General features: G+C 65.6%; 21 protein-coding genes and 1 pseudogene. 9 read left to right on the top strand and 13 right to left on the bottom strand.

Annotated elements, in window-relative coordinates; all coding sequences use genetic code 11:
- The first annotated feature begins 10 nt into the window (after positions 1 to 10).
- On the top strand, positions 11 to 508 hold the full coding sequence (locus NG697_RS05820) for a pyridoxamine 5'-phosphate oxidase family protein (RefSeq protein WP_252613760.1): 498 nt from the start codon (positions 11 to 13) through the stop codon (positions 506 to 508).
- A gap of 33 nt (positions 509 to 541) precedes the next feature.
- Here the strand turns inward: NG697_RS05820 and NG697_RS05815 are convergent, their stop codons facing one another.
- The 3 genes from NG697_RS05815 to NG697_RS05805 form a co-directional block, all read right to left on the bottom strand.
- Complete coding sequence (locus NG697_RS05815; RefSeq protein ID WP_104061463.1) at positions 542 to 1,393, bottom strand: transglutaminase family protein; 852 nt, start codon at positions 1,391 to 1,393, stop codon at positions 542 to 544.
- Positions 1,390 to 2,316 carry an alpha-E domain-containing protein gene (locus tag NG697_RS05810; RefSeq protein ID WP_056339904.1) on the bottom strand — a complete coding sequence of 309 codons (927 nt, stop codon included), beginning with the start codon at positions 2,314 to 2,316 and terminating at the stop codon, positions 1,390 to 1,392. Before NG697_RS05810 ends, NG697_RS05815 begins: the two co-directional genes overlap by 4 nt.
- A gap of 75 nt (positions 2,317 to 2,391) precedes the next feature.
- Positions 2,392 to 3,948, bottom strand: coding sequence for a circularly permuted type 2 ATP-grasp protein (locus tag NG697_RS05805; protein ID WP_252598807.1), 1,557 nt, complete (start codon positions 3,946 to 3,948; stop codon positions 2,392 to 2,394).
- Between the two features lie 166 nt (positions 3,949 to 4,114).
- Here NG697_RS05805 and NG697_RS05800 point away from each other — a divergent pair, with 166 nt between their 5' ends.
- Together NG697_RS05800 and pepN are read left to right on the top strand one after the other, a co-directional pair.
- Positions 4,115 to 5,131, top strand: a complete 1,017-nt coding sequence (locus tag NG697_RS05800) for a YeiH family protein (protein WP_509908541.1) — start codon at positions 4,115 to 4,117, stop codon at positions 5,129 to 5,131.
- Positions 5,132 to 5,184: 53 nt separating this feature from the next.
- A complete protein-coding gene (gene pepN / locus NG697_RS05795; protein ID WP_252613759.1) occupies positions 5,185 to 7,800 on the top strand; it encodes an aminopeptidase N in 2,616 nt (871 codons plus the stop codon).
- Positions 7,801 to 7,817: 17 nt separating this feature from the next.
- On the opposite strand, the gene lplAB is transcribed toward pepN, so the two are convergent.
- From lplAB to NG697_RS05770, 5 genes are all read right to left on the bottom strand, one after another.
- Complete coding sequence (gene lplAB, locus NG697_RS05790) at positions 7,818 to 8,909, bottom strand: lipoate-protein ligase LplAB (protein WP_252613758.1); 1,092 nt, start codon at positions 8,907 to 8,909, stop codon at positions 7,818 to 7,820.
- A 115-nt stretch (positions 8,910 to 9,024) separates the two neighbouring features.
- Positions 9,025 to 9,282 (bottom strand): type B 50S ribosomal protein L31, encoded by a 258-nt coding sequence (locus tag NG697_RS05785; protein WP_056339888.1) that lies wholly within the window; start codon positions 9,280 to 9,282, stop codon positions 9,025 to 9,027.
- Between the two features lie 122 nt (positions 9,283 to 9,404).
- Positions 9,405 to 10,229, bottom strand: coding sequence for a TrmH family RNA methyltransferase (locus NG697_RS05780; protein ID WP_252598803.1), 825 nt, complete (start codon positions 10,227 to 10,229; stop codon positions 9,405 to 9,407).
- 7 nt (positions 10,230 to 10,236) lie between these two features.
- On the bottom strand, positions 10,237 to 11,022 hold the full coding sequence (locus NG697_RS05775; protein WP_252598802.1) for a sulfite exporter TauE/SafE family protein: 786 nt from the start codon (positions 11,020 to 11,022) through the stop codon (positions 10,237 to 10,239).
- A gap of 18 nt (positions 11,023 to 11,040) precedes the next feature.
- The gene (locus tag NG697_RS05770) at positions 11,041 to 11,826 is read right to left on the bottom strand and encodes an ABC transporter ATP-binding protein (protein ID WP_058932497.1); all 786 of its coding nucleotides are present in this window, start codon (positions 11,824 to 11,826) and stop codon (positions 11,041 to 11,043) included.
- A gap of 167 nt (positions 11,827 to 11,993) precedes the next feature.
- On the opposite strand from NG697_RS05770, the gene serB reads away from it, so the two are divergent.
- Positions 11,994 to 12,887 carry a phosphoserine phosphatase SerB gene (gene serB / locus NG697_RS05765; protein ID WP_104061456.1) on the top strand — a complete coding sequence of 298 codons (894 nt, stop codon included), beginning with the start codon at positions 11,994 to 11,996 and terminating at the stop codon, positions 12,885 to 12,887.
- Positions 12,888 to 12,946: 59 nt separating this feature from the next.
- On the opposite strand, the gene NG697_RS21185 is transcribed toward serB, so the two are convergent.
- The 4 genes from NG697_RS21185 to fabG form a co-directional block, all read right to left on the bottom strand.
- Complete coding sequence (locus tag NG697_RS21185; protein WP_252607955.1) at positions 12,947 to 13,222, bottom strand: VOC family protein; 276 nt, start codon at positions 13,220 to 13,222, stop codon at positions 12,947 to 12,949.
- A 38-nt stretch (positions 13,223 to 13,260) separates the two neighbouring features.
- Positions 13,261 to 13,791 carry a VOC family protein gene (locus NG697_RS05755; protein ID WP_252613757.1) on the bottom strand — a complete coding sequence of 177 codons (531 nt, stop codon included), beginning with the start codon at positions 13,789 to 13,791 and terminating at the stop codon, positions 13,261 to 13,263.
- 186 nt (positions 13,792 to 13,977) lie between these two features.
- Positions 13,978 to 14,730 (bottom strand): SDR family oxidoreductase, encoded by a 753-nt coding sequence (locus tag NG697_RS05750; protein WP_252598799.1) that lies wholly within the window; start codon positions 14,728 to 14,730, stop codon positions 13,978 to 13,980.
- Positions 14,731 to 14,844: 114 nt separating this feature from the next.
- Positions 14,845 to 15,570: a 3-oxoacyl-ACP reductase FabG gene (fabG, locus tag NG697_RS05745; RefSeq protein ID WP_104061453.1), complete on the bottom strand. Its 726-nt coding sequence runs from the start codon at positions 15,568 to 15,570 to the stop codon at positions 14,845 to 14,847.
- A gap of 144 nt (positions 15,571 to 15,714) precedes the next feature.
- On the opposite strand from fabG, the gene NG697_RS05740 reads away from it, so the two are divergent.
- From NG697_RS05740 to NG697_RS05725, 4 genes and pseudogenes are all read left to right on the top strand, one after another.
- Positions 15,715 to 16,149: a DUF3099 domain-containing protein gene (locus tag NG697_RS05740; protein ID WP_252607953.1), complete on the top strand. Its 435-nt coding sequence runs from the start codon at positions 15,715 to 15,717 to the stop codon at positions 16,147 to 16,149.
- The gene (locus NG697_RS05735; RefSeq protein ID WP_058932504.1) at positions 16,146 to 16,421 is read left to right on the top strand and encodes a hypothetical protein; all 276 of its coding nucleotides are present in this window, start codon (positions 16,146 to 16,148) and stop codon (positions 16,419 to 16,421) included. The genes NG697_RS05740 and NG697_RS05735 overlap by 4 nt, the downstream gene beginning before the upstream one ends.
- Positions 16,422 to 17,315, top strand: a complete 894-nt coding sequence (locus NG697_RS05730) for an SURF1 family cytochrome oxidase biogenesis protein (RefSeq protein WP_252598797.1) — start codon at positions 16,422 to 16,424, stop codon at positions 17,313 to 17,315.
- A gap of 103 nt (positions 17,316 to 17,418) precedes the next feature.
- Positions 17,419 to 17,595, top strand: a pseudogene (locus NG697_RS05725) (YbaK/EbsC family protein); the annotation flags it as partial.
- 133 nt (positions 17,596 to 17,728) lie between these two features.
- Here the strand turns inward: NG697_RS05725 and NG697_RS05720 are convergent.
- A complete protein-coding gene (locus NG697_RS05720) occupies positions 17,729 to 19,327 on the bottom strand; it encodes an ABC-F family ATP-binding cassette domain-containing protein (RefSeq protein WP_252607952.1) in 1,599 nt (532 codons plus the stop codon).
- Between the two features lie 281 nt (positions 19,328 to 19,608).
- Between NG697_RS05720 and NG697_RS05715 the strand changes: the two genes are divergently transcribed.
- Complete coding sequence (locus NG697_RS05715; protein WP_252613756.1) at positions 19,609 to 20,238, top strand: biotin transporter BioY; 630 nt, start codon at positions 19,609 to 19,611, stop codon at positions 20,236 to 20,238.
- Positions 20,239 to 20,240: the final 2 nt, after the last annotated feature.

Genomic DNA, 20,240 nt, shown 5'->3' with positions numbered 1-20,240 from the left:
GCTCGGCGGCATGAGCAGCGAAGCAACGTCCACCGGGTCAACGTCCAGCGAACCAACGTCCCAGGTCCAGAACCTGGAACACCACGAATGCTGGGCCCTGTTGCGGACGGTTTCGGTAGGCAGGCTGGCCGTCCTGGTGGACGGCCAGCCTGACATCTTCCCCATCAACTACACGGTGGACGGCGGAACATTAGTGTTCCGCACCGGCGCTGGAACCAAGCTGGCCGCCGCCTCGGGAGGTGCCGCTGTGGCGTTGGAGGCCGACGGCGTGGATGCCGTCAGCGGCCTGGCCTGGAGCGTGGTGGTCAAGGGACCGGCAAAGGTCATCACAGGAACCGAAGGCATCCTGGACTCCGCAGCCCTGTACCTCTTCCCATGGCAGGCCGGGAAGAAAGACACCTTTGTCCGGGTGAGCCCGGGAACAGTGACCGGGCGCCGGTTCAAAGTCACCGCACCCATGACCTGGTGGACCCAGCTCAGCGGAGCGGCCAAGGCAGCCCCGGAGTAGTCCTGGGCAGGACGAGGAAACGCCCCCGACTGCCTAAGCGAGGCGGGTGATTTCCACGCTCACGCTGAGCGCCGATCCGCCGCCGCCGGACAGGATGCCCTTCAGCGGTGGTACGTCCCGGTAGTCCCGGCCCCTGGCGACGGTGACATGGTAGTCCCCTGCCGGCTTGTGGTTCGTAGGATCCCAGCTGCGCCACTCGCCGTCCCAGAACTCCAGCCACGCATGTGACTGGCCGGCGACTGTCTCGCCGATGGCCGCCGTCGACCGCGGGTGCAGGTATCCGGAGACGTACCGGGCGGGAATGCCGCAGCTGCGCAGCGCGCCGATGGCGAGGTGCGCGAGGTCCTGGCAGACGCCCTGCCGCTGTCCCCACGCTTCCTCGGCGTTGGTGGTAACCGCGGTGGAACCGGACATGTACGTCATCTCGCCGCGCATCCATTCGAAGATGGCCATGGCGGCCTCGTGCGGGTTCTTGCCCTCCACGACACCTGGAATGATGCCCAGTACCTCGTCACCGGGACCGCTCAGCTGGGACTGCGGCAGCCAGTCGCTGAACGTATTCAACGATTCCTTCGATGCCAGGACGTCCCAGCCGGCGATGTCTGCGTCAGCCGGGATTTTTTCCGCCCGGTGCACTTCAACGGTGATGTTGGAAACGACCTCAAGGTGGTCGTGCGGCATCTGCATGTCGAAGGCGGTGACCCGCGTGCCCCAGTAGTCCCGGTAGTTGCTCACGGCCGCCTGCGTCGGCGAGACCTTGAGCACGGATTCAAGGACCACCTGCTGGGGGTCGGTCAGCGGCGTCATGCGGGCTTCGTTGTACGAGAGCGTGACGCGCTTGTTGTACTTGTAGGCCGTGGTGTGGATGATGCTCAGCCGGGTCATGAAACTTCTCCCACCCAGGCGAGTTCGTCTGCCTGATTGAAGTATTTACGGGAAATGGCGTCCGAGGCCTGCGAGACGGCCTTCTGCACGCGTTCCATGTGCTCGGGCAGTTCGGACATCAGATCGTCCGTCCGGTGGAACTCTAGGAACGTACGGGCCTGGCCCACGATCCGGCGGGCGTCGTTGATGAAGCCCACGCGCTGCGCCGAAGGGTCCAGCTTGGCGAGGCACTCATCAGCGTCGCGCAGGGCGTAGACGATGGACCGCGGGAACAGCCGGTCAAGCAGGAGGAACTCGGCGGCGTGCTGGTCCCCGAACGCGGCCCGGCGCGTCCGCAGGAACGACTCATAGGCCCCCGCGCACCGCAGCATGTTGACCCAGGACATACCTGCAGAAAGGACATCCCGGGTGGAAAGCATCCGCGCCGTCATGTCCGCGCGCTCCAGGGACCGGCCCAATACCAGGAACAGCCAGCTTTCGTCATGGCTCACCGTGGTGTCGGCCAGGCCGCTGACCATGGCCGTCCGTTCCAGCGTCCAGTTGCAGAAGCGGTACGTCCCCACCACGTCCTTGCGGTGCTGGCTCAGCCCGTAGTAGGTGGTGTTGAGGCTTTCCCACAGGCCCGAGGACACGGTCTCGCGGGCACGGCGGGCATTCTCGCGCGCGGCTCCCAGCGACCCGGCGATGGAGGTTGCGCTTGTTTTGTCGTACGCCAGCGCATGGAGGAGTTCGGGCAGGCCGAAGTCTTCGCTCTGCGGCCGGGCGCCCATCACTGCGAGCAGTTCCTGGGCCACCCTGCGGCGTTCGTCCATGGGGAGGTGGTTCAGGCGTTCCAGGTGCACGTCCAGGATGCGGGCGGTGCCGTCGGCCCGCTCCACGTAGCGTCCGATCCAAAATAGGGACTCAGCAATACGGCTAAGCATTCGCGGTGACCTCCTGCGCGTCCGAAATCTGTGGGGATGACCCCGTGAACATTTGTGCCGGTTCGATGGCCCGGCTCACTGCTGCTGCTCCGACTGGCGGTCGCGCCAGTTGCTCTCCACGGGCCAGACGGATACCCGCTCGCGGATGGAAATGGTGGGCCGCGGAACAGTTTCCACCGGCACCTGGGGCGAGTCTGCCAGCACCCAGGTGTCCTTGGAGCCGCCGCCCTGGCTGGAGTTCACAATGAGGGAGCCTTCCTTGAGCGCCACCCTGGTGAGTCCGCCAGGAAGTACCCAGACATCGTCGCCGTCGTTGACGGCAAAGGGGCGCAGGTCCACGTGCCGCGGGCCGAACTTGTCCCCGCCGAGCGTTGGCACGGTGGAAAGCTGCAGGACCGGCTGGGCGATCCAGCCTCGAGGGTCAGCGACGACCCGCTTGCGCAGGGCCTCGAGTTCATCGTTGGAGGCGTCCGGCCCGATCACCAGGCCTTTGCCGCCGGAGCCGTCCACGGGCTTCACCACAAGCTCAGCCAGGTTGTCAAGGACGTATTCCCTGGAGTCCTTCTCCTCCAGCCGGAACGTATCCACGTTCGCGATGACGGGCTCCTCGCTGAGGTAGTAGCGGATGAGGTCCGGAACGTAGCTGTAGACAAGTTTGTCGTCGGCCACGCCGTTGCCCACGGCGTTGGCGATGGTCACGCCGCCGGCCCTGGCGGCGTTGACCAGCCCCGGGCAGCCGAGCATGGAATCCGAGCGGAACTGCAGGGGGTCCAGGAACTCGTCATCGATGCGTTTGTAGATCACGTCCACGCGCTGCTCACCGGCCGTGGTGCGCATGTAGACGCGGTTGCCGCGGCAGATGAGGTCGCGGCCTTCGACGAGCTCCACGCCCATCAGGCCGGCCAGCAGTGTGTGTTCGAAGTAGGCGCTGTTAAAGACGCCGGGGGTCAGCACCACAACCGTGGGATCGTCGACGCCGGCGGGCGCCGTTTTGCGCAGCGCGGACAGCAGCCGGCGGGGGTACTCTTCGACCGGCCGGATGAGCTGCTGGCCAAACGCTTCGGGCAGGCCCTTGGCCATGGCCCGCCGGTTTTCCAGGACGTAGCTGACGCCGGACGGCACCCGCACATTGTCTTCCAGGACGCGGAAGGTGCCTGCGGCGTCGCGCACCACATCGATGCCGGAGATGTGCACTCGGACTCCGCCGGACGGCTCGAAGCCGTGCACCTGGCGGTGGAAGTGGGCGCTGGTGGTGACGAGCTGGCGCGGGATGACGCCGTCCGCCACCACATTCATTTTGTCGTAGACATCGTTGAGGAAGGCTTCCAAGGCCCGGACGCGCTGCGCCACGCCCTTTTCCAGCACGGTCCACTCATCGGCGGGGATAACGCGGGGGACGATGTCGAGCGGAAAAGGCCGCTCCTCCCCCGCGAAGTCAAACGTCACACCGCGGTCCAGGAAGGTCCGTGCCATGGAGTCCGCCCGGGCGCTGACGTCAGCGAGGGAGAGCTTGCTAAGGGCATCGGCCACCTGGCCGTACGACTCGCGTGCTTCCTGGCCGGGGGCGAACATCTCGTCGTAGGCGCCGGTACGTTCGGCGGCCTCGGAGTAATCCTGAAATAGGTCTGACATGTCCTTTAGCCAACCATCTTTTTGTTTCGAAATCATTACCGCCATCCATTGTGGCGTGTTGCAGGGAGGCAACGGCGGTTCGTTGAATCCGTGTCCTATCCGGCAAGGTTAGTGAGTGCCAGAATCAAGTAATCCCGGGAGCTCCGGCGAGGGCGGGAACAGCGGCCTGAGGGCCCGCGTGCGTGACGCGACGATACGTTCCGGCAGGCTCCTGCCCGGCCTCCTGACGGCCACCCCCGCGCTGGCCGTGGCCTTCGCTGTACATGCTGTGGTGCCGGCCCTGCCCGCCATGACCGTCGCGGTGGCGCTGGGCCTGCTCGCCGCGAACCTGCCCGGCACGGCGGTGTGGATCGCCGGACGGGCGCGTCCGGGCCTGGACTTCGCGGGCAAGCACCTGATGCGGGGCGGCATCGTCCTGCTGGGCCTCAAGGTGAGCATCATGGACATCCTGGGCCTCGGCTGGCTGGCCATGGTCCTGATAACGGGCGTGGTGCTGCTGAGTTTCGGCGGCACCTACCTGCTGGTGCGGCTGTTCCGGCTGCCGCGTGAGACCGCGCTGCTGGTGGCAACCGGCTTTTCGATCTGCGGGGCGTCCGCCATCGGTGCCATGGCGGCCGTGCGGCGGATCCGGCATGCGGATACTGTCCTGCCGGTGGCGCTGGTGACACTGTGCGGCACGCTGGCGATCGGCATTCTGCCGCTGCTGATGCATCCCCTGCAGTTGAGCCCCCTCGCTTTCGGCGCCTGGACGGGTGCGTCGGTGCACGACGTCGGCCAGGTGGTGGCCACGGCGCAGACCGCCGGCACCGCAGCACTGGGCATCGCCGTCGTCGTTAAGCTCACCCGAGTGCTGCTCCTGGCACCGGTGGTGGCCGTGGCGGGCGTGCACCACCGCATGAGCACGTCAGGACAACATGCGCTGCCGCCGCTGGTGCCCCTGTTCGTGGTGGGGTTTGTGGCCATGGTGGCGCTTCGGTCCACGGACTGGCTCTCGGACGGCTGGCTCGACGCCGGTGCGGGGCTGCAGGACATTCTCCTGGGAGCGGCGCTCTTCGGGCTCGGGTCGGCCGTGCGGATCCGCACGCTCCTGCACACCGGAGCGAGGGCGCTGCTCGCGGCGCTGGCGGCCTGGCTGCTGATCGCGCTGCTGGGCCTGGCAGCGGCCCTGCTGATGACGGCCTAGGCCGGCAGCCGGATGGGGACCGGCACGCCCGGGTCCCGTGATTAGATAGCTGAGTGTCACATGAGAATCTGCAGCGCGATGAAGCCGCTCAACGGTCAGCCCTGATCAGCACCCACAGTTACGACGTCTCCCTGGATGTGCGGCAGGCAGCAGACCCGGACGTGGCGGGCTACATCAGCCGCAGCGTTATCCACTTCTCCGCCGCCGTGCCGGGCCAGGGGCAGGTGGCGTCTACATTTCTGGATTTCATCGCCGGTGAGGTCCACAGTGTGTTCCTCAACGGCCAGGCGCTGCCCGTGGCCGACGTTGTGGACGGTTCCCGGATCCGCCTGGACAACCTGCAGGCAGAGAACCAGGTCACCGTCACCGGCACCGCCCTATACAGCCGGTCCGGTGAGGGCATGCACCGCTTTGTGGATCCGGCTGACGGCCAGTGCTACCTCTACACGCAGTATGAGCCCGCCGACGCCCGGCGAGTGTTCGCGAACTTTGAACAGCCTGACCTCAAGGCCGAGTACACATTCCACGTGATGGCACCGTCCGGCTGGGAGGTGGCCTCCAACGGCGTGGAAGCGGCCCGGACGCAGCTGACCAGCGATCCGGCCACCAGCCGCTGGGACTTCGCCACCACCCGCCCCATGTCCACCTACATCACCACAGTGCTCGCCGGGCCGTACTTTAAAGCCCAGGACCACTGGAGCGCCACGCTCGACGACGGCACGCAGCTGGAGGTTCCGCTGGCGCTGTACTGCCGGGCTTCCATGGCGGAATCGTTCGATGCCGCGGAGCTCTTCAGGCTGACCAAAAACGGGCTGGACTTCTTCAACCGGCTTTTCGATTTTCCCTACCCCTGGGGAAAATACGATCAGGCCTTTGTGCCCGAATACAACCTGGGCGCGATGGAAAACCCGGGGCTGGTCACGTTCACCGAAAGCTACGTGTTCACATCCCGCGCCACCGACGCGCAGTACCAGGCCCGGGCGAACACGCTGATGCACGAGATGGCGCACATGTGGTTCGGCGACCTTGTCACGATGCAGTGGTGGGACGACCTGTGGCTGAAGGAGTCCTTTGCGGACTACATGGGTACCCTCGGTGTGGACCGTGCCACGGACTGGGAGACAGCCTGGGTGAACTTCGCCAACAAGCGCAAGGCGTGGGCCTACGTCCAGGACCAGCTGCCCACCACCCACCCGATCGTTGCCGACATCCCTGACCTTGAGGCCGCCAAACAGAATTTTGACGGCATCACCTACGCCAAGGGCGCGTCCGTACTCAAGCAGCTGGTGGCGTACGTCGGGTTCGATGCTTTCATCGCCGGCTCACGGCAGTACTTCCGCGATCACGCCTACGGAAACACCTCACTGTCGGACCTGCTGAAGGCCCTCAGCGCTGCTTCCGGTCGCGACCTTGCCGGCTGGGCTGCCGCCTGGCTGCAGACCTCCGGCATCTCCACAGTGTCGCTGGAGACGGAAACGCACGACGGCGTCCTCGGCGCCGTAACGATCGTCCAGGCTGCAGTGGACCCCGTTACCGGACGGGAGCAACTGCGGCCGCACCGGCTGCGCGTGGGCTCGTACAACTTCGATGCCGACGGCGACCTGGTCCGCACCTGGAGTTTCGAAACGGACGTTGCCGGAGCGCGGACAGAGGTCCCGGAGTTGGCCGGGCAGCCGCGGCCCGCCCTCCTGCTCGTCAACGATGATGACCTGACCTACGCAAAAGTCCGACTGGACCCGGTGTCCGAGGAAACAGTTTTGGCATCCCTGGACCGCATCACCGATCCGATGGCCCGCGCCCTCTGCTGGACCGCGCTGTGGAACTCCGCCCGCGACGGGGAAAGCCCGGCCTCCCGCTACGTGGAGGCCGTGACGTCGTTCGGCCCGTCCGAAACGGGAGTCGGCGTGCTGCTGAACATCCTCGAGAACGCCGCCACCGCCGTCGAACGCTACACCCCCTTGGCCCAACGCGACGCGGTGCGCGGCGCCTTCCTGGCGGCGGCCGACGCCCAGCTGGGTAAGGCAGCGCCGGGCTCGGACCACCAGCTGGCCTGGGCGCGGACGCTCGCCGCCGTCAGCCGTCATGACGCTACCCTCCTCCCCCGGCTGAGGTGCCTTCTGGACGGCACGGTGGTGGTGGACGGCCTGGCCGTGGACGCCGAGCTGCGCTGGAGCTTCTGGCACGCCCTGGCGGCCAATGGGCAGGCAACCCCCGAAGACCTGGACGCAGAACTCGAACGCGACACCACCGCTTCGGGCCGGGCGGGCCACGCCACAGCCCTCGCCGCCCGTCCGGAGCCTGGTGTGAAGGCCGCCGCCTGGCCCTCTGCCGTGGAGGGGACGGAGCTGTCGAACCAGCTGCTCAGCGCCACCATCGTTGGATTTGCCACCGCCTCTGCTGCCCTGCTGGAACCCTATGTGGAGCCGTACTTCGAGTGCCTCCGCGGTGTCTGGGACAACAGGAGCATTGAAATCGCCAGCCGGATCGTCCGGGGGCTCTATCCCCTGGCGCAGGATCTGCCGGCGGGGACCTTGCCTGCGGAGCACGCCGTGGTGCTCCGCACGGATGCCTGGCTGACGGCTAACTCTGACGCGCCGCGGGCGCTGCGCCGGATCATTGTGGAGCAGCGGAACCACCTTCTGAGGGCGCTCAACGCACAGGCTCTGTAGATCACCCGGCAAGGCTCTTACGGGACCCGGTGCAGCCAATCCTCGGCGCCGAACTTGGTGGTCACCCGGTCCCGGGCGGCAGTGAGCTCGGCGGCAGTGAGTTCGGACGAGGTCGCCGCGTAGCGTTCGGTGAACACTTCCATCATGGCCGCGATGATCTCCGTGCGGGTCAGCCCGGTCTGCCGGCGCAGCGGATCAACCCGCTTCTTGGCGCTGCGCGTCCCCTTGTCCGAGAGCTTCTCCTTACCGATGCGCAGCACCTCGACCATCTTGTCGGCGTCGATGTCGTAGCTCATGGTGACGTGGTGCAGCATGCCGCCGTTGGCCAGGCGTTTCTGGGCGGCGCCGCCGATCTTGCCCTGGTCCGTGGCGATGTCGTTCAGGGGCACGTAAAACGCGGTCACCCCGATTTTCTCGAGGGCGGCCATCACCCAGGCGTCGAGGAATGCGTAGGAGTCCGCGAAGCTGATCCCGTCCACGAGCGTCTGCGGCAGGTACAGGGAGTAGGTGATGCAGTTGCCGGCCTCCATGAACATGGCTCCGCCACCGCTGATCCGGCGGACCACGGTGATGCCGTGCCGGGCGACGCCGTCGGGATCCAGCTCGTTGCGGAAGGACTGGAAACTGCCGATCACCACGGACGGTTCCTCCCAGTCCCAGAACCGCAGGGTGGGGTTGCGACGGCCGCCGCCCACCTCTTCGGTCAGCACCTCATCCAGCGCGACGTTGATATGCGTGGGCAGTACCGTGGGGGCGATGATGTTCCAGCGGTGGTCGGTCCAGGCCGTGGCCTTCGCCAGCGCGCGGCGGACCGTGACGGCCACGGCGTCGGCCGAAAAGCCGAACAGGACAGCGCCGGGCGGCAGCGAAGCGTTGACGGCCGCGGACAGCTCCGCCACGGTCGTGCTTTCCGGAAGTCCTGTCAGCGCCCGGTTGATGGCAGGCAGCGTCTCGTCGGGTTCGAGGAAAAAGTCGCCGCTGAGGGAGACGTCGGCGAGGACACCGTCCACAACGTCGAAATCCACCACCACAAGTTTGCCGCCGGGGACTTTGTACTCACCGTGGTGGCTGAGGGGGCGGTCTTCAGCGGCAAACGGCGAGGCAGTCATGCCACCCATCCTGCCCCACGATCAGGGCTCCCCGAAACGACAAAACCCCCGGACGCAAAAAGCCCGCACCGTTGCCGGTGCGGGCTTTCCAAAGAACCTTGGGGGGTGAAGTGAATTACTTCGCGCCGCCGAAGCCCTTGAAGCGAGCGTTGAAGCGCTCGACGCGGCCTGCAGAGTCCATGATGCGCTGCTTGCCCGTGTAGAACGGGTGGGACTCGGAGGAGATTTCGACGTCAATGACCGGGTAGGTGTTTCCGTCTTCCCACTCGATGGTCTTCTTGGAAGACACGGTGGACTTGGTCAGGAACTTGACGCCGGAAGCCAGGTCGTTGAAAACAACAGCTTCGTACTTCGGGTGGATATCAGACTTCATAATGGGGCCTTTGTTCGCACAACTGGATTTTGCCAGCTGCCAGGTATGAATGGGATGGCTGGTGTCTGCTTCACTGCCGCAAGACAGAAAGCGCAGGACAGCCAGCTGTTAATAATAGCTGATCAGCGCGGACCCTGCGAACCGCGGGGCCGGAGTTCCCAGAACGCCACGGCGGAGGCCGCCGCCACGTTGAGGGAGTCCACGCCGGCGCGCATGGGGATCTTCACGGCGAGGTCGACGGCGGCAAGCGTCTCGGCGCTCATGCCGGCACCTTCGGTACCGAGCACCAGGGCCAGCCGGTCCGGATTGCGTGCGGCAAGCGCGTCCACGTCCACGGCGTCCCCGGTGAGTTCCAACGCGGCCACGGTGAAGCCGGCTTCCTTAAGCAGCGACAGGTCCTGCGGCCAGGACTCCAGCCGCGCCCAAGGCACCTGGAAGACCGTTCCCATGCTGACCCGGACGCTGCGGCGGTAGAGCGGATCGCCGCAGCGCGGCGAAATCAGGACGGCATCGATGTCCAGGGCCGCGGCCGACCGGAAGATGGCGCCCACGTTGGTGTGGTCCACGATGTCCTCCAGGATCGCGACCCGGCGCGCGCCTGCCAGCAAGTCGTGGAGAGGCACCGGTTCCGGCCGTTGCATGGCTGCCATGGCGCCGCGGTGGAGGTGGAACCCGGTGATCTCTTCGAGCAGGGCAGCGCTGCCAATAAAGGCGGGAACGTCGGGGTAGGCACTGAGGACATCCTGCAGGTCAGCCAGCCATTTCTCCGCCAGGAAGAACGACCTTGGCCGGTGGCCGGCCGCCAACGCCCGGCGCAGGACCCGTGAGGATTCGGCGATGTACATTCCTTCAGCCGGTTCACGGAGCTTCCGCAGGTGAACGTCCGTCAGCTGCGTGTAGTCGGAGACACGGGGATCCCCGGCAGATTGAAGGTAGTGGATTGTCACCGGCTGATTATTTCATCAGGTTGGCGATCATAAAGCCCAGCGCCATCAGGCCGAGGGCAAAGATGACAGTCCGCAGCACAGCCGGGGACAGCCTCCGTCCCACCTTGGATCCCAGGAGGCCGCCGATCGTGGAGCTCACGGCAATCAGGAGCACCACCAGCCAGTTGATCCGGTCAAACGCGAAGAGCAGGTAGGACACTGCGGCCACAAGGTTCACGCCGAGGACCAGGATGTTCTTCATGGCATTGGCGTTCTGGATGGTGCCGGTAAGGAACACGCCCAGAATGCCCACCAGGAGGATGCCTTGGGCGGCCACGAAGTAGCCCCCATAGACGCCGGCCAGGTACACCAGCACGATCAGGAGGATGCCATGGTGTTTGTCCTTGATGGCGTGCTCGGGGTTTTCCTCGCGGTTGCGGACCCAGGCCTGCAGCCGCGGCTGGAACACCACCATCAGCAGGGCAAGGACCAGGAGGACCGGTGCGACGTAGTGGAAGACCTTCTCCGGCAGGTGCAGCAGCAGCCAGGCTCCGGTGATGCCGCCCAGCAGCGACGCCGGGAGGAGCTTCAGCAGCTGCAGGCCGCGGCCCTTGAGCTCGCGGCGGTAGCCCCACGCGCCCGCTGCGGTGCCGGCCACAAGGCCCATCGCGTTGCTCATGGAAGCGACCACCGGAGTGACGCCGAGGGCGATCAGGACCGGGAAGGTGACCAGGGTGCCGGAGCCTACAACGGCGTTGATGGTGCCCGCCCACAGGCCGGCAAAAAACACAAAGATGCTGCTGAGAAGATCCACGGTTGGCGGCGCCGTGGCCTAGCGGCGGGCGGTGGCGGTGTAGCGGCCGGCGTTGACTGTGACGTCGAGTTCCACGCCGAAGGTCTTGCTGAGGTGCTCCGCCGTGAGCACACCCTCGAGGGGTCCGGCCGCCACCACGTTGGATTCACGGAGCAACATCGCGTGGGTGAAGCCAGGCGGCACTTCTTCGAGGTGGTGGGTGACCAGGACAATGGCCGGAGCGGCGTCATCACGGGCCAGTTCGGTGAGGCGGTGCACCAGGTCCTCGCGCCCACCCAGGTCCAGGCCGGCGGCAGGTTCGTCGAGCAGGAGGAGTTCCGGGTCAGTCATCAGGGCACGGGCAATCTGGACGCGCTTGCGCTCACCCTCGGAAAGGGACGCGAAAGCCCTGTTCAGGAACGGCCCCATGCCCCAGTCATTCAGCAGCCTGAAAGCCCGGCGTTCGTCAGCCCTCTCATAGCCCTCACGCCACCGCCCCGTCACGCCGTACGCCGCCGTGACGACTACATTGAGGACCGTTTCGTGCCCGGGAATCTGGTTGGCCAGTGCGGCGGAGGACAGTCCGATGCGGGGCCGGAGTTCAAACACGTCCACGGAGCCGAGGATTTCCTCCAGGACGCCGGCTATGCCGCTGGTGGGGTGGAGACGGGCTGCAGCAATCTGCAGGAGAGTGGTCTTGCCTGCGCCGTTGGGTCCCAGGATGACCCAGCGCTCGCCCTCCTTGACCTGCCAGTCCACCTTGTTCAGGAGCGTCTTAGACCCACGGACAACGCTGACGGCGGCCAATTCAAGAACATCACTCATAGGAGTAGACACTAGGACAAAACAGGGACGGACTGATAACTGAAACGTGGACAGCGACGCCCGTCACAGTCCCGGGCACGGCCCGTCTGCTGGCTGGCCCACGGGTTCGCCATCAACGTGGCGCAATCAATTCGGGCGGCTCTCCCCCGCTGGCTAAGATTGCAGCCATGACTTCGAACGTGACTGCGGTCAGCTATGGCCCAAAATTGACTGCCTCCGGGCTCGACAAGCTGCGCTCCGCCCTGACGGGCAGTGGCGCCACGCTCCAATCCGAATCAAGGGGCGGGGACAGCCGGTTTGAGGTCCACACTGCCGAGGTCGCCGTCGCGGATGGCACGGACGCCGGCATTTCGGCGCTCCGCCGGGCGGTGGCCGAGGCGGCGCAGGATGGCCTGGACACCGCCATCGTTCCCGCTGGCCTTCGTGCGGCTCCGCGGAAGCTGTTGATCATGGACGTTGATTCGACGCTGATCCAGCAGGAAGTCATCGAGCTCCTGGCAGCCTATGCGGGCAAGCGGGAGGAAGTGGCGGCAGTCACCGAAGCGGCGATGCGCGGTGAACTGGACTTCGCGCAGAGCCTCCACGCGCGGGTGGCCGTGCTCGCAGGGCTGCCGGCCGCCGTCGTCGATTCTGTCCGGGCGGAAGTGAAGCTGAGCGAAGGTGCCGCTGAGCTGGTTGCGGCATTCAAGGCTGCAGGCCACGTGGTGGCCGTGGTGTCCGGCGGGTTCAACCAGATCCTGGGTCCCATCGCTGAGGATCTGGGCCTGGACTACTGGCTGGCGAACGAACTTGAGATTGTGGACGGCGCCCTGACCGGCAAGGTGCTCGGTGCCGTCATCGACCGTGCGGCGAAGGAAAAGTACCTGCGCGAGTGGGCGGCTGCAGAAGGAATCGCGATGGAACACACCATTGCCGTAGGCGACGGCGCCAACGACCTGGACATGCTCGGGGCCGCCGGGATGGGAGTGGCGTTCAATGCCAAACCTGCGGTCCGGGCAGTTGCGGACTCTGCGATCAACATGCCGTACCTCGACGCCGTGCGCCACATCGCCGGCGTCTGAGCCGCAGGCTCCGTCCCGCCGGCCGGGTCGAATCAGCCCGGACGATCAGCCTGGTCCGCTCAGCCCGTGGGCGGCGTGTACTGGCTCGCGGTGAATACGGCTCCGCCGGGATCCCGGATCAGGACGGTGCGCGTCCACTCGGTATCGTCCTGCCCCAGGATGTCGGCGCCGAGGCGCTCCGCATCCTCGGCCGTACGGTCCCGGTCTGCGACGGTAAACGTCACGTGCCACTGCGGACGCTCACCCGGCGCCGCGGAGGCAAGCCAGGCAACAGCATCCTCGAAGCCGCGGGGCACGAGGTCGCCCGACTGGCGAGCCCTGATGTTGGGGTCCACGGTGGCCTCAAGGTGATCACCGTATCAGGGGCGGCGGATCATGATTCCGAAGTCCAGGTTGCGAACTGCCAGCCGAAGGCCGTCGTGTAGAAAGCGACTGCTGCCTCGTTGTCTGTCGTGTAGAGATCACTGAAGTTCCATCCGCCGGGAAGGTTGACGGCTTGGGCACCGAGCCGCTCGCGGGCCTGCCAGATGCGGAGCTCGGCGCCTTCGGGATCTGCCAGTACTGCCTGCACGCCTCCTGAGCCCGCATCGGCAGGGGCCGATTTCAGTGTTGCGCCGACGGAGAGCAGGTGGCGCGCGGCCGCATCTGCTTCGTCGACGGAGACGTAGGTGTTCCACGTGGCGGCATCGGTTCCGGCGCCCGTGATGGCGCCGGCATCCTGGCCGTCAAGGGTGGCTATGACGTACCTGCCGGTGCCGCCGGACGGGGCGGTGTCCTCGAATTCCCACCCAAAGATTCCGCCATAGAAGAGCATGGCGGCCTCCACGTCGGGCTGCTCGGTGTCCACCCAGCACGGAACACCTGCCGGATAGCTACGGCCTGTCACCTCTGGTTGCTGTGCCATTCATAAACCCTAGGCGGCGTTGCCCTCATAGACAACGCCCTCGACAATGCCCCAGACAGACAGACAGACAGACAGACTGGGCTTCGCGACAGACAAAAGCTCCGGGCAGGAGTACTGCCCGGAGCTCGTCGTGGTGATGGGGTTTTGGCGTGGGCAACTACGGCCCTTGCGGGATGCCCGGAACGGCTACTCGGCGCCCTTGCCGAAGTAGTCGGAGCCGCCGGCGTATTCCGTGTGGCCGGATTCGACGTCCGCGGTCGCCATGCTGGCCACAACCTCAGCGAACTCCTCCACGGAATAGAGCTTTCCGGCCTCGGCACGGCGGGCCTCGATGGCGCCCGGGTTCGAGCGGTCCAGCAGCGTCGCCGTGACGGTGCCTTCGATCATGTCGCCGGACACCACCACCAGCGAGATGCCCTTCTCAGCCAGGCTCGGAAGGAGCTCACGCAGGGCGTCCTCGCCGGCACGCTTGCTGCGGGCCACGGGCTCGTATTCGGGCATGGTGGGCACGGAGTTGATGAAGTGGGCCTGGTGGCTGGTCACGAAGACCACGCGTGAGCCTTCCTTCATCAGGGGCACGGCGGCGTTGAGCATGTTGACCTGGGCGTCGCGGTTCAGCTTCAGGGCGTAGTCGTCTGCCATGCCGGACTCCATGCCGCCGGAAGCGTTGAGCACCAGGACGTCCAGCGAACCGAAGTTCTCCATGGCAGCGCTGGCCAGGGCCTGCACGCCTTCCTGGGTGGTGAGGTCCGCGCCCACTGCGGTGGCGCGGCCGCCGGCAGCTTCAATTCCTGCGACCACCCTGTTGGCGCGCGGCGCCTTCTGGCGGTAATTAACTACGACGGCGGCGCCCTCGGCAGCGAGGTTCTTGGCCACTTCAGCGCCGATTCCCCGTGAGGATCCGGTCACAATGGCGGTTTTGTTGTCCAGCAGTCCCATATGGGCTCCTTTGTTTGAAGCGTCTAAATCGCTTGAGGTCTGAAGTCCATCATGCCAGCGCTCGCGCCACAATCGCTTGTATGACCCCCACAAACAAGCCCGGTCACGCTAGTTTCAGTGGCCCATGCCAAGGCCGCCGTCAACGGGAATGACGGCGCCTGAAATGTAGGCCGCCTCGTCGCTGGAGATCCAACGGACCACGTTCGCCACTTCCGTTGCCTCGGCAAACCGGCCGGCAGGAATGCTGGAAAGGTAACCCTTCTGCGTGGCTTCGGGCAGTTCTGCCGTCATGTCCGTGTTGATGAATCCGGGAGCCACAACGTTTGCTGTGATCCCGCGTGAACCGAGCTCTCGGGTCAGGGACCGGGCAATGCCCACCAGACCGGCCTTGGAGGCCGAGTAGTTGATCTGACCCGGCGCGCCATAGAGGCCGGAGACCGAGGAAATGAGGACCACGCGGCCCTTGCGCATCCGAATCATGCCCTTCGAGGCGCGTTTGATGACGCGGAAAGCGCCGGTGAGGTTGGTGTCGATCACGGACGTGAAGTCATCTTCACTCATGCGCATCAGGAGTGTGTCCTTGGTGATTCCCGCGTTTGCCACCAGGACTTCAACGGGGCCGTGGGCAGCTTCCACCTCGGCGAAGGCAGCATCCACAGAGGCCTCGTCGGTCACATCGGCCTTCACGCCCAGAATCCCGGCCGGCAGCTCCGACGCGCTCCGGTAAGTCACGGCCACCTTGTCGCCGTTGGCCACAAAAGCCTGCGCGATGGCCAGGCCGATGCCGCGGTTTCCACCGGTGATCAGGACGCTGCGGGCCGCTGTAGCTGCTTCAGACATAAAAACGCTCCGGGATTCTGCGGCATGTGCAGCCGCGGGTAGGACGGGGTGTGATTTTACTGCCTCCGATCTTAGCCCGCGTTTGGGCACCACTGACGATGGTGAGAGAATTGAGGCAAGCCTTTGGAGCGTGATCAATCAGCCGTGACCCTTGAAAACCATGCTGGACAGTCCGTGCCCGGAGATCCCGAAAGGTTCTCTGGGGATTCCGGGGTCCACAGCATTACGGACGCGGCGGCCGCCCACTCGGAGGACATGCGCCAGCGCATGATCAAGTACGCGCTGGCCATGGGAATCCGCATGGTCTGCCTCATCCTCATTTTTGTGGTGGACGGCTGGTTCAAACTCGTAATGGTCGCCGGTGCCGTCTTCCTCCCGTGGATCGCGGTGGTGATCGCGAATGGCAGCGACCAGGCGGAGGTCCACAGCGACTCGCTGCTGGACGCGGCCCCGCTTGCCGAGCTGGATAGCCCGTCCGGGTCGCCGGAACAGGACGGATCCACGTCAGCGGTCATCCAGGGCGAGCTCATTGATGACGACGACGAACCCACGCAAGGACAGGAACGGCGCGCCTCATGAACATTTTTGACCTGGCTGCAGGGACCGCTGGTCCCCCGCCGGCCATGGCGGCCATGTGCTCCCGCAAGGCCTGCCGCTCGGAAGCTTCCTGGCAATTGCTCTGGAACAACCCCAAAATCCATACGCCGGAACGCCGCAAGACCTGGCTTGCCTGCGATGACCACCGTGACTGGCTGGAAGATTACCTTCAGACCCGCGGGCTCTGGAAGGAAACCCTGGTCCTGGATTCGGGGCAGGACACAGGCCGGGCGCCGGTAGGGCAGGACGGCTGAATGTACCGCTTCCTCTTTTCCAGCAAGTGGCTGGGATACCTCCTGCTTGCCGCCATCTTTGCCGCTGCCTGCGTCTTCCTCGGCCGCTGGCAGATGGACCGCCGCGCAGAGACCCTCGCGGAGATCAACCGCGTGGTCACCAACTATTCCGCCACACCCATCTCCTTCGACGAGGCGAGGGACGAGTTCTCCGCCTTGGACCCGTCGAAGGAATGGACCCAGGTGGAACTCCAGGGCACGTATGATCCCGACGGCCAGCGGATTGTCCGCAACCGTCCACTGAACGGGCAGCCTGGCTATGAGGTGGTTGTCCCGTTCAAGCTGGAGACCGGTGAAAGCGTCGTGATCGACCGCGGCTGGCTGCCCATCGGCAACAAGAACCCGGGCAGTCCCGATTCCATCCCGGCGCCTCCCGCCGGACCCGTGACCGCCGTCGTCCGCCTCAAGCACGGCGAGCCGCAGTTGGACCGCGGCGCCCCCGACGGTCAGCTTGCATCCATCGATCTCCCCACTTACTCGGACCAATTGGGCTATCCCGTACTCACCGGCGCTTACGGGCAGTTGGCGTCTGAATCTCCCGCCCCCGCTGACATGCCGTTCCCGTTCCCGAAGCCGGCCACCGAAGAAGGCACGCACCTGTCCTATTCGTTGCAGTGGTTCGCGTTTGGGGTGCTGATGTTCGTGGGCTTTGGGTACGCCGCACGGCAGCAGGCCAGGAATGCCGCGATTGACGCCGCGGACGAGCTTGAGGATGAGGATGGGTCGCGCGATTCAGGCAGCCCGGTGCACTCCGCCGCTGCGGCAGCCCGCCGTCGTCCGCCTGTTGCCCGCAAGCGTAAGAAGGCGACCGCCGAAGAAGAGGAAGACGCCCTCCTGGACGCGCAGGGTTACTGACGCACGTTCTGTCCGTTCAGTTGCGCTCGCCTCGTCGGTTGCGTTCGCTGTGCAACGCGGGTGATTTCCCGCGTGCTGGCTCGTTCGTCTGCAACAACAGCCAAAAGTAGGCGGAGTAGCCCCGGTAGGCCACCCGGAAAAGATCAGGACACTCCTGGACAACTCCCTCAAAGCCCACAAAGTCCTCTGGGCGGGAGCAGGAGACCACAACTCAATGTTCAGCATCACCTACGAAGACCTGCTGCGGATCACGGAGGCAACGGAAATGGCAGTCCGCTAGCTCCGCCAAGGTGAGTGGACTGTCAGCGCAGCGACGCGGTGGATTTGTGTAGCGTGCGTCTAAGCGAGGAACGAGCGAGCACGCGGCAAATCCAGCGCGGTGCTAAGCGGAAGCCGACCGGACGCCGAGAAGGCTAAGCCAGCGTAATCAGGTCCAGGTAGTCTTCGTTCCAGTGGTCCTCGATGCCGTCGGGCAGCAGGACGACGCGCTCGGGGTTCAGCGCTTCGACGGCACCTTCATCGTGGCTCACGAGGACGACGGCGCCGGTGTAGTTGCTCAGGGCCCCGAGGATTTCCGCGCGGCTGGCCGGGTCAAGGTTGTTGGTGGGCTCGTCGAGGAGCAGCACGTTCGCGCTTGAGGCCACGATAGTGGCCAGGGCCAGCCGGGTCTTCTCGCCGCCGGAGAGCACACCGGCGGGCTTGTCGACGTCGTCTCCGGAGAACAGGAACGAGCCCAGGATGTTGCGGACCTCCGCGTCGTTCATGTCCGGGGCGGAGGAGCGCATGTTCTGCAGGACGGTGCGGTCCACGTCGAGCGTCTCGTGCTCCTGGGCGTAGTAGCCCACCTTCAGGCCGTGGCCCGCCACGACCTCGCCGGTGTCCGGCTTGTCGACGCCGGCAAGCATCCGCAGGAGCGTGGTCTTGCCGGCGCCGTTGAGGCCCAGGATAACCACCTTGGAGCCGCGGTCAATGGCCAGGTCCACATCGGTGAAGATCTCCAGTGAGCCGTAGGACTTGCTGAGTCCGTCCGCGGTTAGCGGGGTCTTGCCGCAGGGTGACGGATCCGGGAAGCGCAGGGCTGCCACGCGGTCGGTCGCGCGGACGGCTTCGAGGCCGCCCAGCAGACGTTCGGCACGCTTGGCCATGTTCTGCGCTGCGACGGCCTTGGTGGCCTTCGCTCGCATTTTGTTGGCCTGGTCGATGAGGACCTGGGCCTTCTTTTCGGCGTTGGCTCGCTCACGCTTACGGGCGCGCTCATCCGTTTCGCGCTGGAGCAGGTAGCGCTTCCAGTTCATGTTGTAGAAGTCGACCTTGGCGCGGTTGGGATCCAGCAGGAACACTTTATTGACGGTGGCTTCGAGCAGCTCGGTGTCGTGGCTGATCACGATCAGGCCGCCCTGGTGGTTCTTCAGGAACTCGCGGAGCCAGGTGATGGAATCCGCGTCGAGGTGGTTGGTGGGCTCATCGAGGAGCATCGTTTCGGCGTCCGAATACAGGATCCTGGCGAGTTCCACACGACGGCGCTGGCCGCCGGACAGGGTCTTGAGCGCCTGGTTCAGCAACCGGTCCGGGAGGGCCAGGTTGGAGCAGATCGCGGCGGCCTCGGCCTCGGCCGCGTATCCGCCGGCGGCCAGGAACTCGGATTCCAGCCGGTCATAGCGGTTCATCGCCTTGCGCTGGATCTCGGTGTCCTCGCTGGCCATGTCCTCATGCGTCTGCTTGAGCTTGTTGACGGCGATGTCCAGGCCGCGGGCGGAGAGGATGCGGTCGCGGGCCAGCTGTTCCATGTCCGGGGTCCGAGGATCCTGCGGCAGGTAGCCGATCTCGCCGCTGCGGGTCACCTTGCCGCCGGCGGGCTGCCCTTCGCCCGCGAGCACGCGGGTCAGGGTAGTCTTGCCTGCGCCGTTACGGCCGACGAGGCCGATCTTGTCGCCCTTGTCGATGCGGAAGCTCACCTGGTCCATGAGGAGCCGGGCGCCGGCGCGCAGTTCAAGATCCTGGACAGTAATCACAGCAGGTAAGGCCTTTCACAACAGGGAAACGCCGCAGCTCAACGGGTGATGTCTGGAAGCAGCCGGCAGAATGGCCGACAGAACGGCCTTTCCAAGTCTACCGGCCACAGCTTGACCCCATAACCGCTGCACCGCCGTCGTGCGTTGACTCAGCGTTTGTGCCCTGCCGTCAGTCCCGGGCGTCCCGCTTAGTAGGTCCCCTACAAAATGGCGTCCGACGGCGGCCGGTAACGTCAGGATCACCCCCATGCTTCGCTTGTACAACCACGACAGGAACACCCATGAGCCAGACTGACACTGCCGTCAACGGCACCGCTTCCCGCCTCCGGAACCGCTGGAACGCCACAGACCTCGGCCTGATCGCCGTCTTTGCGGCACTCGTTGCCGGCTCCGCCATGGTGCCCGGCATCGCGGCGAACGTGTTCGGCATCCCCATCACTTTCCAGACCCTTGCGGTGATGCTCAACGGACTGATGCTGGGCCCGGGCCGGGGTTTCGCCGCCGTCGGCCTGTACACCCTCCTGGGCCTGGCCGGCCTGCCGATCTTCAGCCAGGGCCGCAGCGGCCTGGGCATCCTGGCCGGGCCGTCGGCCGGCTACATCATTGCTTTCCCCATCGCAGCAGCCGTTGTAGGCTGGCTCGCCACCGTGGTGATCCGGCGGACAACACGTGCCCGGGCGCTGTGGTTCTTCGCGTCGGCGATGGTCACCAGCATCGCTATCGTGCACACGCTCGGAGTTGCCGGAATCGCACTGAACACCAAAGCGTCACTGGGTGAAGCCTTCCTCGCAGACCTGATCTTCTACCCCGGTGACGTGATTAAGAACATCCTCGCCGCAGTGATCGCCGTGGCACTGCACCGGGCTTTTCCCGACGTCCTGGTCCGCCGGGTGAAGCGGATTAACAACTAGTC

Origin of the sequence: Pseudarthrobacter raffinosi, from assembly GCF_023913835.1 — a bacterium.
Classification (GTDB): domain Bacteria; phylum Actinomycetota; class Actinomycetes; order Actinomycetales; family Micrococcaceae; genus Arthrobacter; species Arthrobacter raffinosi.
This window is presented reverse-complemented; position numbering and strand designations above follow the sequence as displayed.